The organism is Streptomyces sp. BK239 (assembly GCF_004217285.1).
GTDB lineage: Bacteria > Actinomycetota > Actinomycetes > Streptomycetales > Streptomycetaceae > Streptomyces.
Window position 1 is genome coordinate 194,021 of record NZ_SHKS01000002.1, and the last position, 13,605, is coordinate 207,625.

10 protein-coding genes are annotated in these 13,605 nt (G+C 71.2%); 4 read left to right on the forward strand and 6 right to left on the reverse strand.

What is annotated here, in order from left to right; translation table 11 throughout:
* Positions 1-92: 92 nt before the first annotated feature.
* On the forward strand, positions 93-929 hold the full coding sequence (locus EV567_RS06745; protein WP_130437737.1) for an aldo/keto reductase: 837 nt from the start codon (positions 93-95) through the stop codon (positions 927-929).
* A 109-nt stretch (positions 930-1,038) separates the two neighbouring features.
* Here EV567_RS06745 and EV567_RS06750 read toward each other — a convergent pair whose 3' ends face one another.
* From EV567_RS06750 to EV567_RS06760, 3 genes are all read right to left on the reverse strand, one after another.
* On the reverse strand, positions 1,039-1,965 hold the full coding sequence (locus tag EV567_RS06750) for a trans-aconitate 2-methyltransferase (RefSeq protein WP_130437738.1): 927 nt from the start codon (positions 1,963-1,965) through the stop codon (positions 1,039-1,041).
* A 160-nt stretch (positions 1,966-2,125) separates the two neighbouring features.
* A complete protein-coding gene (locus EV567_RS06755; RefSeq protein WP_130437739.1) occupies positions 2,126-3,856 on the reverse strand; it encodes a glycoside hydrolase family 6 protein in 1,731 nt (576 codons plus the stop codon).
* 51 nt (positions 3,857-3,907) lie between these two features.
* Positions 3,908-4,798 carry a cellulose-binding domain-containing protein gene (locus EV567_RS06760; RefSeq protein WP_165430319.1) on the reverse strand — a complete coding sequence of 297 codons (891 nt, stop codon included), beginning with the start codon at positions 4,796-4,798 and terminating at the stop codon, positions 3,908-3,910.
* A 267-nt stretch (positions 4,799-5,065) separates the two neighbouring features.
* On the opposite strand from EV567_RS06760, the gene EV567_RS06765 reads away from it, so the two are divergent.
* The gene (locus EV567_RS06765; protein ID WP_130437740.1) at positions 5,066-7,981 is read left to right on the forward strand and encodes a glycoside hydrolase family 48 protein; all 2,916 of its coding nucleotides are present in this window, start codon (positions 5,066-5,068) and stop codon (positions 7,979-7,981) included.
* Positions 7,982-8,237: 256 nt separating this feature from the next.
* A complete protein-coding gene (locus tag EV567_RS06770) occupies positions 8,238-10,892 on the forward strand; it encodes a cellulose binding domain-containing protein (RefSeq protein ID WP_130437741.1) in 2,655 nt (884 codons plus the stop codon).
* A 25-nt stretch (positions 10,893-10,917) separates the two neighbouring features.
* Here the strand turns inward: EV567_RS06770 and EV567_RS06775 are convergent, their stop codons facing one another.
* Both EV567_RS06775 and EV567_RS06780 read right to left on the reverse strand, forming a co-directional pair.
* Positions 10,918-11,682, reverse strand: coding sequence for a class I SAM-dependent methyltransferase (locus EV567_RS06775; protein ID WP_130437742.1), 765 nt, complete (start codon positions 11,680-11,682; stop codon positions 10,918-10,920).
* A gap of 54 nt (positions 11,683-11,736) precedes the next feature.
* Positions 11,737-12,042: a 4a-hydroxytetrahydrobiopterin dehydratase gene (locus tag EV567_RS06780; RefSeq protein ID WP_130437743.1), complete on the reverse strand. Its 306-nt coding sequence runs from the start codon at positions 12,040-12,042 to the stop codon at positions 11,737-11,739.
* A 148-nt stretch (positions 12,043-12,190) separates the two neighbouring features.
* Between EV567_RS06780 and EV567_RS06785 the strand changes: the two genes are divergently transcribed.
* Positions 12,191-13,015 carry a helix-turn-helix domain-containing protein gene (locus EV567_RS06785; protein ID WP_130437744.1) on the forward strand — a complete coding sequence of 275 codons (825 nt, stop codon included), beginning with the start codon at positions 12,191-12,193 and terminating at the stop codon, positions 13,013-13,015.
* Positions 13,016-13,022: 7 nt separating this feature from the next.
* Here EV567_RS06785 and EV567_RS06790 read toward each other — a convergent pair whose 3' ends face one another.
* Complete coding sequence (locus tag EV567_RS06790; RefSeq protein ID WP_130437745.1) at positions 13,023-13,475, reverse strand: hypothetical protein; 453 nt, start codon at positions 13,473-13,475, stop codon at positions 13,023-13,025.
* Between the last annotated feature and the right edge of the window lie 130 nt (positions 13,476-13,605).

The following is a 13,605-nucleotide window of genomic DNA, read 5'->3' on the forward strand; positions in this document are numbered from 1 at the left end:
CGAAGCGGATTCCGGAGTCAGGAATGCATCACGCCTCGTGATCGTTGACGATGGGAGACACTTTTGACGGACAACCGAAGGATCAAGGGCTCGTGAGCAGCAAGGTATCCCCGATCACCCTGAACAACGGCGTCGAGATGCCCCAGCTGGGCTTCGGCGTCTGGCAGGTGCCGGACGACGAGGCCGCCCAGGCGGTCAGCACCGCGCTGGAGGCCGGGTACCGCAGCATCGACACAGCGGCGATCTACGGCAACGAAGAGGGCACCGGCAAGGCGATCGCCGACTCCGGCCTGCCCCGCGAGGACATCTTCGTCACCACCAAGCTCTGGAACAGCGACCAGGGGTACGACGCGACGCTCCGCGCGTTCGACGCCTCCCTCGACAAGCTGGGTCTGGACTACGTCGACCTGTACCTGATCCACTGGCCGCTGCCGGCCAAGGACACCTACGTCGACACGTACAAGGCGTTCGAGAAGCTGCTCGCGGACGGCCGCGCGAGGGCGATCGGCGTCTCCAACTTCCTGCCGGAGCACCTGGAGCGGCTGATCGAGCAGACGTCGGTCGTCCCGGCGGTCAACCAGATCGAGCTGCACCCGCACCTGCAGCAGCAGGCCTCGCGCGACTTCCACGCGAAGCGGGGCATCGCCACCGAGGCCTGGTCGCCGCTCGGCCAGGGCAAGGGCCTGCTGGAGGTCCCGGCGATCGTCGCCATCGCGCAGAAGCACGAGCGCACCCCGGCCCAGGTCGTGCTGCGCTGGCACCTCCAGCTCGGCAACGTCGTGATCCCGAAGTCCGTGACGCCGTCGCGGATCAAGGAGAACATCGAGGTCTTCGACTTCAGCCTGGACGACGAGGACCTGGCCGCGATCAGCGCCCTCAACGAGGACCGGCGCATCGGCCCGGACCCGGCCACGTTCGACGTGGTCTGAGACCGGCCGCCGGCGCCAGGCCGCCGGCGCGGCGAGCACCACCGTGGCCGGCCCGGAAGCATCCGGGCCGGCCACGGGTGCGTCCGGCGACACTGTTTTCGAAATCCGCCTACCCAGGCTTGACCGCCGTGTGGACGGTGTGGGCCGCCAGGAGGAACACGTCCGGCCGCTGGTGCAGGCTCGCCGGGTCGCGCGGGTCGAGGAGCCGGTCCAGCGCGGCCCGGTCCTCGGGGGCGAGAGCCTCTTCGGAGGCGTCGCGCCAGCGCTCGAACTGCGCGACGGCGTAGGCGCGGGCCGGTTCGGAGGCGGGGGCGGGCAGGTCGAGGAGGAAGCTGCGGCTGCGGGCGTGCTTCAGGCCCGCCCCGCCGAGCAGTGCCGGCCAGTCCTCGACCTCGCCGACGGCGCCGGACAGGTCGGCCCGCATCCGGGCGAACCACTCCTCCTGCACGGCGTCGAGCCGCGCCTCCAGACCGGGGCGGCCGAAGCCGAGGTCGCGGGGCAGGAACCGGGACGGCAGCCCGCCCTCCATGATCGCCAGCATGCCGCCGGGCGCCAGCCGCTGAGCGAACGCGGTGAGGGCGGCCCGCTGGTCGCCCAGGTGGTGCAGACTGCGGCCGGCCCAGATCAGATCGGCCGGGTAGTCCAACTCGTCGAGTGCTCCCGGGAGTTCACCGGCCAGGGTGTCGAACCGGTCGCCGTGTCCGAGGCGTTCGGCGCGTGCCCTGGCCCGCTGGAGGAGCGGCTCGGAACCGTCGACGGCCAGGACCCGCGCGCCGGGGAAGGTCTCGGCGAACAGGCAGGAGACCACCCCGGGACCGCTGCCCACGTCGACGATCAGCCCCGGCTCGGTCACCTCCGTGCCCAGCCAGGACAGCGCCCGCTCGTACAGGGGCGTGAACAGCTCGGCCTGGGCCTCCAGATGGGGGGCCATCTCCGCCCAGTCGATCTCGGTGCCGCTCCCCGGCCCGGCGGGCCCGTGCCGGTGCCCCGGAAGGCCGTGGTGGTCGTGCTGGTGGTGCCGCTGCTGGTGCGCCATGGTGGTCAGCCTCTCGTCCGCTGTGCCGACAGCGTGCGCCGACGCACCGGGAGAAGGCCACCCGTGTTGCCGTTACGGCAAAACGGGGGTCCGTAGCGCACCGGCACGCCCGGCCGTTCCCGGAGAGGGGAACGGCCGGGCGCGGACTGCGCTCAGACGGCTACGGCAGCGGCGGGTACGCGTTCTGCATCAGCTGCTGGAACTGCGCCGAGAACCACTTGCCGGACAGCGGCGCGTCCGGAAGGGCGCCCGACATGTTGTTGTTGTTGCGCGGGTTGCCCTTGTACGTCGGGTCGCACATCCGGTCGAAGCCCTTGCCCTCGTCGTTCGGGATGAGCGAGCTCGACCCGTCGGACTCACCCGGCGGCTTCATCCACACGTAGGCGTCGATCCCGGCGGCCGGGGCCGCCTTCGGGCGCTCACCGAGGCCGGCGCCGGCCTGGTTGCACCAGTTGCCGGTGTTGAAACGGCGGTCGTAGCGGCCGCCGTCGACGTAGGCGTCGACGGTTGTCGTCGGCCCCGGTCCGGCGGGCCGGGCGGAACCGCCCCAGCCGTTGCGGGAGGTGTCGATCAGCATGCCGATGCCGGAGTTGAAGCCCGCCGTCACCAGCTGGTTGCGGAACGCCTGGGCGAAGGACAGCTCGTCGACGTAACGGTTCCAGTCGACCCACTTGGACTCGCGGACCGACTTGCCGCCCGCGTTGTCGTTGACGGTGAAGTTGTTCTCCTTCAGCGCGCTGTAGTTGGCCGTGTTGGTGATGAAGCCGTGGACGTCGTTGACCGTGGCGCCCTCCGTCGTCGCGGCCTCCTTCATCAGGGCCGCGCTCGGTGCGAAGTTGTCGTCCCAGCCGATCCAGCCGTGGTGGCCGGCGTCGATGTAGTTGTAGACGTTGGGCACGTCGCCGAGCTTGTTCAGGGCGTAGCCGACGCCCTTCTGGTAGTTGCCGTTGGCCTTCATCACGTCGCACTGCGGGGTGGCCGTGACCCGGCTCCCGGTGTTGGTGACGAGGTTGGGCAGCGAGTCGATCTCGATGGTGGTGACGATCCGCAGCGAGGCGTACTTGGGGTCGGCGAGGATCGTCTTGATCGGGTCGATGTACTGCGTCTTGTACTTGTCGATCTCCGTCGGGCCGAGCTCGCCGTTGGAGGCGAGGGCCGCGCAGTCGCGTCCGGGCAGGTTGTAGATGACCAGCTGGACGACGAGCTGACCGCTGCCCTTCTGGCGCAGCGCCTCGTCGAGGTGGGCACGCAGGCCCATCTTGCCGCCTGCGCCGTTGATCGCGGCGATGCGGTCGAGCCAGACGCCGGTGGGCTGGTTGGAGATGCGGCTGCCGCCCGGCTCGGCGGCGGCGTTGGCGGCCCATTCGGGGTTCACGTACACCTTGGCGCCGGTGTAGGGGTTGTCGACCCTGCCGGGGGTGCCGGGGTCGGTGGGGCCCGGGTCGGTCGGGCCCGGGTCGGTGGGGCCGCCGCCGTCGACGTTGCAGGTGACGCCGTCCAGGGTGAACGTGGCCGGGACGGCGTTGCCGCCGCTGTAAGCGCCCTGGAAACCGAAGCTGACCGAAGCGCCGGTCCCCAGCGAGCCGTTGTAGGTCTCGTTGGCCGCGGTGACCGCCGCGCCGGACTGGGTGACCTTCGCGTTCCAGGCGTTGGTGACCCTCTGGTTCCCGGCGTACGACCACTTCACCGCCCAACTCGACTTGGCGGCCGAGTTGTTGGTGACGGTGACGTTGGCAGTGAAGCCGCTTCCCCAGTCGTTCTGCACCTTGTAGTCGACGGTGCAGGGCGCGGCGGCGAGGCCCGAGGCGCCGGGGACGACCGCGAGCGCCGTCCCGGAGGCGCCGGCGACCAGTGCCAGCGCGGCGAGTATCGCTGTTCTGCTACGGCTCATGAGTGCGGGTTTCCTTCTCTCGTTCCGGGGGGTGTGGGGTGGTGGTGCGGGTCATCCGTTCAGGACGCGCAGGTGATCGCGCAGCCCGACGCCGAAGGCGGTGGGCGTCCCGTTGCAGTCGCTGATCAGAGCGGGTCCCGTGGAGCAGTTCCGGATGTTCCAGGTCCAGCCGAGGCAGGACAGCCGGTGTTCGTCGAACCACCGCATGACCTGGTCGACGAACCCGTGCGAGCAGGTGTTCTCGCCGATCTCACCGGCGACGAGCGGCACCCGGTCGGCGACGGGGGCCGGCGTGGAGTCCCCGCAGGCCTCGGTCGCAGGCCGCGGCATCTTCGACGGCCCCGTCGACGACGCCGCGATCAAGCACATGAACTCGCCGCCGCTGCGGTTGACGCCGAGCAGCCGGCGGGTGGCTCCGCTCGCGTCCACGAACCGGCTGCCGAGGACGCGCAGTGCGGGCGGCCGCCCGCCGTCGCCCGGTGGGGTGGTCGGGGACGATGTCGGGGTGGGGGTGGGCGTCGGCTGGGTGTCGACGTAGCAGGTCGCGCCGTTCAGCCGGAAGGTCACGGGTACGGCGTTGGCTCCCGCCCGGGAGGCGACGAACCCGGTGGTGACGCTCGCGCCGGCGCCGAGCGAGCCGTTGCAGCTCTCGTTCGCCGCGGTGACGGTGGCGCCGGACCGGGGCCACTTGGCGTTCCAGCCCTGGGTGACCTTCTGTCCGTTCGCGAGGTCGAAGCTCAGGCTCCGACCGTTCACCGCCGCCGCGTTGTCGGTGACTTTCACGGACGCCTGGAAGCCGGCGTCCCACCGTCCGGTGACCGAGTACTCCACCGTGCGGGCGGGCGCGGCTCCCTGTGCCGTCACGACCGGCAGCAGGGCGCCCGCGACGAGGGCGACCGTGCCGGAGACGGCTAAAAGTACTGAACGCGGGGGGTGTCGCATGAGCGACTCCTCACAGTTCGGGCGCGTCGTGACGGACGCGTCGACTGATGGAATCGCTCCCACTGGTGTCACCGAAGCTAGCGCCAAGCGTCGGCAAAGAACAGGGCAGTCGCTGACTTTCCCTCAACTTTTCGGGTCGAATCTTTTCGACTCTTCAAGCACCTTGACCGCACTCCAGGGTCTACGCACTATGGGAGCGCTCCCACTGGTTCAAGGCTTGTTGCTCCTCCCCCCACCTTCCTCGAGCCGCAAGGAGGAACCAGCACCATGGATCCCGCACGCGGACGCCGTGGGACGCGGCGCCTGTGGACCGCCCTGGCGGCGGCTTTCGCACTCCCCCTGGCCATGCTCAGCACCGGTACGACGCCCGCCCGGGCGGCGGCTCTCCAGTGCAGCGTGGACTACAAGGCCAACGACTGGGGCTCCGGTTTCACCGCGGAGCTCACCCTCACCAACCGGGGCACGGACCCCATCAACGGCTGGTCCCTGGCGTACTCCTACACGGGCAACCAGAAGCTGACGAACGGTTGGAACGGCACCTGGTCGCAGTCGGGCCAGACGGTCACCGTGGTCAACGCCCCCTACAACGCGACGGTCGCGGCCGGAGCGGCCGTCAGCGCCGGCGCGCAGTTCACCTACAGCGGCGCCAACGCCGCCCCCACCTCGTTCTCGGTCAACGGCACGCCGTGCACCGGCGCCCACCAGCCCCCCGTCACCGTGCTGACCAGCCCGGCGCCGGGCGCGGTCTACACGCAGGGGGCCGCGGTGCCGCTCGCGGCGACCGCCGCGGCCGCCGACAACGCCACGATCACCAAGATGGAGTTCTACGACGACACCACCCTGCTCGGCACCGACACCAGCGCCCCGTACACGCTGTCGGCCTCCGGGCTGACCGTGGGCAGTCACTCCCTGGTGGCGAAGGCCTACGACAGCCTGGGCGCGTCCGGGACGTCCACCCCGGTGGGCATCACGGTCGCCTCGGGACCGGCCGTGGTGGCCTCCGCCGGCCAGCTCACCGTGCAGCAGGGCGGAACGGGGTCGTACGACCTCAAGCTGTCGACGCAACCGTCCGCCAACGTGACCGTCACGACCGCCCGGACGAGCGGGAACACCGGTCTCACCGTCACGGGCGGCGCGAGCCTCACCTTCACCCCGTCGAACTGGAACACCGCGCAGCGGGTGACCATCGCCGGCAACGCCACCGGCACCGGTTCGGCGACCTTCGAGTCGACGGCGACCGGACACGCCAAGGCGTCCGTGACGGTCACGCAGATCGCCGGCTCCAAGGTGTACGACGCCCGCTTCCTGGAGCTCTACGGCAAGATCACCAACCCGGCGAACGGCTACTTCTCCCCCGAGGGCATCCCGTACCACTCGGTGGAGACGCTGATCGTCGAGGCGCCGGACCACGGTCACGAGACCACGTCGGAGGCCTACAGCTACCTGCTGTGGCTGCAGGCGATGTACGGCAAGGTGACGGGCGACTGGACCAAGTTCAACGGCGCCTGGGACATCATGGAGAAGTACATGATCCCCACCCACGCCGACCAGCCGACCAACTCCTTCTACAACGCCTCCAAGCCGGCGACCTACGCGCCCGAGCTGGACACCCCGAACGAGTACCCGGCGAAGCTGGACTCCGGCGTCTCCGTGGGCTCGGACCCGATCGCCGGTGAGCTGAAGAGCGCCTACGGCACGGACGACGTCTACGGCATGCACTGGCTCCAGGACGTCGACAACGTCTACGGCTACGGCAACTCGCCCGGCAAGTGCGAGGCGGGTCCGTCGGACACCGGCCCTTCGTACATCAACACCTTCCAGCGGGGTGCCGAGGAATCCGTGTGGGAGACGATCCCGCAGCCGACCTGTGACGCCTTCAAGTACGGCGGCAGGAACGGCTACCTGGACCTGTTCACCGGTGACTCCTCCTACGCCAAGCAGTGGAAGTTCACCAACGCCCCGGACGCGGACGCGCGTGCCGTGCAGGCCGCGTACTGGGCGGACGTCTGGGCCAAGGAGCAGAATAAGGGATCCGAGGTCTCGGCGACCGTGGGCAAGGCCGCGAAGATGGGCGACTACCTGCGCTACGCCATGTACGACAAGTACTTCAAGAAGGTCGGCAACTGCGTCGGCCCGGCCGCCTGCCCGGCCGGCACCGGCAAGGACGCCTCGTTCTACCTGCTGTCCTGGTACTACGCCTGGGGCGGCGCGACCGACACCAACGCGGGCTGGGCCTGGCGCATCGGCTCCAGCCACGCCCACGGCGGCTACCAGAACCCCCTGGCGGCCTACGCGCTCAGCAGCTACGCCCCGCTGAAGCCCAAGTCGGCGACCGGACAGGCGGACTGGACCAAGTCCCTCCAGCGGCAGCTGGAGTTCTACCGCTGGCTGCAGTCGAACGAGGGCGCGATCGCGGGCGGCGCGACCAACAGCTGGGCGGGCCGGTACGCGACACCGCCGGCCGGCAAGTCGACCTTCTACGGCATGTACTACGACCAGCAGCCCGTCTACCACGACCCGCCGTCCAACCAGTGGTTCGGCTTCCAGGCGTGGTCGATGGAGCGGGTCGCCGAGTACTACCAGCAGACGGGGAACGCGGCCGCCAAGGCGGTCCTCGACAAGTGGGTCGACTGGGCGCTGTCCAAGACCACGATCAACCCGGACGGCACCTACCGGATACCCTCGACGCTCCAGTGGTCGGGCCAGCCCGACACCTGGAACGCCTCGAGCCCCGGCGCCAACAGCGGACTCCACGTCACCGTCGCCGACTACACCGACGACGTCGGGGTGGCCGCCTCGTACGCCAAGACCCTGACGTACTACGCCGACCGCTCCGGTGACACGGAGGCGAAGACGACGGCGAAGGCGCTGCTGGACGGCATGTGGACCAAGCACCAGGACGCGCTCGGGATCGCCGTCCCGGAGACCCGCACCGACTACAACCGCTTCGACGACGGCGTGTACGTCCCGAGCGGCTGGAGCGGCAAGATGCCGAACGGCGACACGATCAACTCCTCCTCGACCTTCACCTCGCTCAGGTCCTTCTACAAGAACGACCCCAACTGGTCGAAGATCGAGAGCTATCTCGCGGGCGGCGCCGCGCCCTCGTTCACGTACCACCGGTTCTGGGCGCAGGCCGACATCGCACTGGCCATGGGCTCGTACGCGGAGCTCCTCGAATAGTCCCCGCCGAGCGCTCCGCGGGAGGAGCGGTGTTTCACACTGCCGGCCGGCTGTGGCTGGTCGCGCAGTTCCCCGCGCCCCTTTCGGGGCGCGGTCCTCACCGCGTCTTTCCCGGAACCGCTTGAGAGTTCCGCGTGCGCGGTCTCGTCACCGGACGACGAGGCCACCTCGCCGGGCGGCCCCCACCCGCACAGGGGGCCGCCCGGTCGTCGCACGTTCCCCTCCCCCACGAAGGCACCCAGGAAGGACCCCCACCGTGCGAAGAACCCGCGTCCTCACGGCCGTCCTCGCCCTCGCCGCCGGACTGCTCGCCGGCACCCCGCCCGCACTGGCCTCGGGCGCCGAGAAGACGACGGTCGCCGCCGAGTCGTACACCTGGAAGAACGCCCGGATCGACGGCGGCGGCTTCGTGCCCGGCATCGTCTTCAACCGCAAGGAGAAGAACCTCGCCTACGCGCGCACCGACATCGGCGGGGCGTACCGCTGGCAGCAGAGCAGCAAGACGTGGACGCCGCTGCTGGACTCGGTCGGCTGGGCGAACTGGGGGCACACGGGCGTGGTCAGCCTGGCCTCCGACCCGGTCGACCCGAACCGCGTCTACGTCGCCGCCGGGACGTACACCAACAGCTGGGACCCGGGAAACGGGGCCGTGCTGCGCTCCGCCGACCGGGGTGCGAGCTGGCAGCGCGCGGACCTGCCGTTCAAGCTGGGCGGCAACATGCCCGGCCGGGGCATGGGCGAGCGGCTCGCGGTCGACCCGCACCGCAACAGCGTGCTCTATCTGGGCGCGCCGAGCGGGAAGGGGCTGTGGCGGTCGACGGACTCGGGCGTCACCTGGTCGCAGGTGGCGAACTTCCCCAACGTCGGCAACTACGTGCAGGATCCGGGCGACACCAGCGGCTACGCCTCCGACAACCAGGGCATCGTCTGGGTCACCTTCGACGAGTCCACCGGCACGGCGGGCAGCGCGACGCGGACGATCTACGTCGGCGTGGCGGACAAGGACAACGCGGTGTACCGGTCGACCGATGCGGGCGCGACCTGGTCGCGGCTGGCGGGGCAGCCGACGGGACAGCTCGCGCACAAGGGCGTGCTGGACACCGTCAACGGCCAGCTGTACGTGGCCTACAGCGACAAGGGCGGCCCGTACGACGGCGGCAAGGGCCGGCTGTGGCGGTACACGACGGCGACCGGTGTGTGGACGGACATCAGCCCGGTGGCGGAGGCCGACACCTTCTACGGCTTCAGCGGGCTGACGGTCGACCGGCAGCGGCCGGGCACGGTGATGGCGACCGCGTACAGCTCCTGGTGGCCGGACACGCAGATCTTCCGCTCGACGGACAGCGGGGCCACCTGGACCAAGGCGTGGGACTACACCTCGTATCCCGAGCGGGCGAACCGCTACACCATAGACGTCTCGTCCTCGCCGTGGCTGACCTGGGGCGCGAACCCGTCGCCGCCCGAACAGAGCCCGAAACTGGGATGGATGACGGAGGCGCTGGAGATCGACCCGTTCGACTCGAACCGGATGATGTACGGGACGGGCGCGACGATCTACGGCACGGAGAACCTGCGGAACTGGGACACCGGCGGGAAGTTCGCGGTCAGGCCGATGGTGCAGGGGCTGGAGGAGACGGCGGTCAACGACCTCGCCTCTCCCCCGTCCGGGGCGCCGCTGCTCAGCGCGCTCGGTGACGTCGGGGGATTCCGGCACACGGACCTGACGAAGGTCCCCTCGATGATGTACACCTCGCCGAACTTCACCACGACGACGAGCCTGGACTACGCCGAGTCCAGCCCGAACACGGTGGTGCGCGTCGGCAACCTCGACTCCGGTCCGCATGTGGCGTTCTCGACGGACAACGGGGCCAACTGGTTCGCGGGGAGCGATCCTTCGGGGGTGAGCGGCGGCGGGACGGTGGCCGCGGCCGCCGACGGCAGCCGCTTCGTGTGGAGTCCGGAGGGCGCGGGCGTGCAGCACACGACCGGCTTCGGCTCGTCCTGGACGGCGTCGGCCGGCATCCCGGCGGGCGCGGTCGTCGAGTCCGACCGGGTGGACCCGAAGGTCTTCTACGGTTTCAAGTCCGGTCGGTTCTACGTCAGTTCCGACGGCGGCGCCACGTTCACCGCCTCGGCGGCCACGGGGCTGCCGAGCGGCGACAGCGTGCGCTTCAAGGCGCTGCCGGGCACGAAGGGCGACGTGTGGCTGGCGGGCGGGGCGAGCGACGGCGCGTACGGCCTGTGGCACTCCACGGACGGCGGCGCGAGCTTCGCCAAGCTGGCGAACGTCCAGGAGGCCGACACGGTCGGCTTCGGCAAGGCGGCCGCGGGCGCCTCCTACCAGACCCTCTACACCAGCGCGAAGATCGCCGGGGTGCGGGGCGTCTTCCGCTCCACGGACAAGGGCGCGACCTGGACCAGGATCAACGACGACGCCCACCAGTTCGGCTGGACGGGAGCCGCGATCACCGGCGACCCGCGGGTCTACGGCCGGGTCTACCTCGCCACCAACGGCCGGGGCGTGATCTACGGCGACACCTCGGACGCCGGCGGCGGGGGCGGCGGCACGGACCCGCCGCCGACCCCGGCCGGCGCCTGCGCGGTGACCTACACGATCACCAACCAGTGGTCGGGCGGCTTTCAGGCGGAGGTGAAGCTGACCAACACGGGTGCGAGCGCCTGGTCCGGCTGGAGCCTCGACTGGACGTTCCCCGACGGCCAGAAGGTCAACCAGCTGTGGAACGCCCAGTACACGCAGTCGGGTTCGTCGGTGACGGCGAGGAACACCACCTGGAACGGCGTCGTGGCGGCCGGTTCGTCGGTGGGCTTCGGCTTCACCGGCGACTGGTCGGGCAGGAACGGCGCACCGACGGCGTTCCGGGTGGGCGGCCAGGCCTGCACGGTGAGTTGAGCCGCTCGCGGTCCTGAACCGTCGGTCAGCCGCCTGACGAGGAGGGCGCGGCCGGCTTCCGGAACGCCCTGAGCGTGAACTCGGGGTCGGGGCGGGGGCGGTCCTGGTCGGGCAGCCGCGCCAGCCTCCCGGCGAAGACCTCGGCGAGGGGTTCGCCGGGGGGCAGGGTCAGGAACCAGCCGCGCCGCAGGTCGGCGATCGTGCGGCGCGGACTGCGGCCCTGCCCCCGGCCCGGGAAGCGCGCCCGCCCGGCCGGGACGAGGCCGCAGGCGAGGGCGTACGACGCGACGCGGGCCTCGTCGTCCCTGGCGTCGTGGGGCGGCCGGGAGACGAGGACGGCGTCGATGTCGCTGCCGACGTTGTGCGCTGCGGCCTTGTCGACCGTGGTGACGTAGACGCCGCCGGGCCGCAGCACCCGCGCGCACTCGGCGACTATCGCCCGCGCGTCGGCGTCGCTCGGCGCGAGGTGCAGCAGCCACACACTGCTGACGGCGTCGAACTCGCCGTCGCGGAAGGGAAGTCGGCGGCTGTCGGCCCGCACGATCGCGCCGGGCAGCCGTGCCGCGGCCTGCCGGACCATCGCGGCCGCGAGGTCCACGCCGGTCACCCGCGGAGCGTCGCGTCCGGCGCCGAGCCTGCGGGTGACGATGCCGGTGCCGCAGGCGACGTCGAGCAGACTGGCCGTCCCGTCCGGCAGCAGGCCGAGGACGGCTCGGGCGGCGGCCGCCGCCCGGGGCTCGCCGCCCCGCGCGGCGTCGTAGCGTTCGGCTTCCTCGTCGTAGTCCAGCACGCGCGCCCCCCGTATCCCCTTGTCCCCGGTGCCCGCCCCGTCCGCCGTCGTGCGTCAGCGCACCCCGTGGCCCGGGGCGAGATCCTCGACCCTGCGGGCGAGCTCGAAGTCGAGCTCGGTCAGGGCGCCGCCCGCGCTGTGGGTGTTCACCGCGAGCGTCACCGAGTCGTAGCCGAGGGTGAGGTCGGAGTGGTGGTTCAGCTCCTCCTGCACCTGCGCGACATGGATGACCAGGGCGGTCGCGGCGAAGTGCGAGGCCAGCCGGTAGGAGCGGGTGAGGCGGCCCGCCTCGACGGACCAGCCCGGCAGCTCCGAGAGGCGGTCCTCGATCTCCTTCAGCGACAACGGTTCGACGGCCATGGCCCGGCTCCCTTCCTGGATGTCGTGCGATGTCGCGGTGTCGCGTACCCGTCCAGCCTCCCACAGCGCCGCCGTGACGGCCCCCGCCCGAAGCCGCACCGGGCCGGCGGGCTCGTGGCGCGACGCTCCGTCGGCTACGGTCGGCGGCATGACCGTTGTCGCCTCCGACCCCGCCCAGGCCGTCGGCCCCCTGCTGCGGGCCTGGCGGGAGCGGCGGCGGGTGAGCCAGCTGGAGCTGGCGCTGCGCGCGGACTCCTCGGCGCGGCACATCAGCTTCATCGAGACGGGCCGCTCCCGGCCCAGCGAGGAGATGGTGCTGCGACTGGCGGAACACCTCGACGTGCCCGTGCGGGAGCGCAACTCGCTCCTTCTCGCGGCGGGTTACGCCCCCCGGTACCGGGAGACCCCGTTGGACGACCCGGCGCTGGACGCCCTGCGCACCGGCATGGAGCGCCTGATCCGCGGCTACGAGCCCTACCCGGCGCTGGTCGTGGACGCGATGTACAACGTGCTGGCGGCGAACCGCGGGATCACCCTGCTGCTGGACGGCCTCCCCGAGTCGCTGCTCACGCCCCCGCTGAACGCGATGCGCCTGACCCTGCACCCGGAGGGCCTCGCGCCGCGCATCCGGAACCTGCCCGAGTGGCGCGGCCATCTGCTCGCCCAGATGGAGCGCGACATCGCCCTGCACCGGTCGGCGCCGCTGCGGGCGCTGTACGAGGAGGTGGCCGCCTATCCGGCGCCGAAGACCGGGCCCGGGGCGGGGGGCTGCTCGGGGGGCGAAGGCGACGATCCGGTGCCGTACTTCGCGCTGCCGCTGCTGATCGAGCACGAGGGCCGGACGCTGTCGTTCATCTCGTCGATCTCCACGTTCAACACGCCCATGGACGTGACCGTCGCCGAACTGGCCATCGAGACGTTGCTCCCGGCCGACCCGGCGACGGTCAAGTACCTCCACCTGCTCGGAAACTGACTGTCAGTCAGTTGTCGCGCGCCTTCAGCGCCGTCTGCTGGAGTGCCGCGAAGCCGGCCACGACGAGGGCCTGCGCCACGGTCCACACCTCACCCACGAGGGTCGGTGAGAGCCACAGCGCGAGGGCGACGCAGCTGAGCACGGCCCAGCCGGCGTTGGCCTCGATCACCGCCCGCACGGGCAGCGCCGCGGGGCGGGCGCGGGTGGCGAGCAGGCCCACGCCGGCCGCGTACACCGTGAGGAACGCGCCGAGCCCGAGCAGTGTCGCGGAACCGACGCCGAGGAGCCGGCCGAGGGGCCCGGAGGCGGCGAGGTAGGCGAGGCCGTTGACGCCGGTCACCACCGCGTCCAGCGCGAGGAAGCGGCGCAGCGCGGTGTGCGGGTCGGCGGTGCGGGCGAGTGCGAGGAGCGCGGTGCGCCGGGCGGGGCGGACGGGCGCGGTGGTCTGGGTGGCGGACATGGCGGATCACCCTCCGTCGAGGTCGGGATGCGGCTGGGGCGGCGGGTCCGGACCGGAGTGCGCCGGCCCGGACCCGCTGCCCTTACGATCCCGTGCGGGGGAAGCGGGGTCGATTACTCCCGGGGTAATG

Coding starts and splice junctions, on each gene's coding strand:
- EV567_RS06760 (WP_165430319.1), bottom strand. CDS start 4,798: ATGCGACACCCCCCGCGTTCAGTACTTTTAGCCGTCTCCGGCACGGTC.
- EV567_RS06750 (WP_130437738.1), bottom strand. CDS start 1,965: ATGGCGCACCAGCAGCGGCACCACCAGCACGACCACCACGGCCTTCCG.
- EV567_RS06785 (WP_130437744.1), top strand. CDS start 12,191: ATGACCGTTGTCGCCTCCGACCCCGCCCAGGCCGTCGGCCCCCTGCTG.
- EV567_RS06790 (WP_130437745.1), bottom strand. CDS start 13,475: ATGTCCGCCACCCAGACCACCGCGCCCGTCCGCCCCGCCCGGCGCACC.
- EV567_RS06765 (WP_130437740.1), top strand. CDS start 5,066: ATGGATCCCGCACGCGGACGCCGTGGGACGCGGCGCCTGTGGACCGCC.
- EV567_RS06755 (WP_130437739.1), bottom strand. CDS start 3,856: ATGAGCCGTAGCAGAACAGCGATACTCGCCGCGCTGGCACTGGTCGCC.
- EV567_RS06780 (WP_130437743.1), bottom strand. CDS start 12,042: ATGGCCGTCGAACCGTTGTCGCTGAAGGAGATCGAGGACCGCCTCTCG.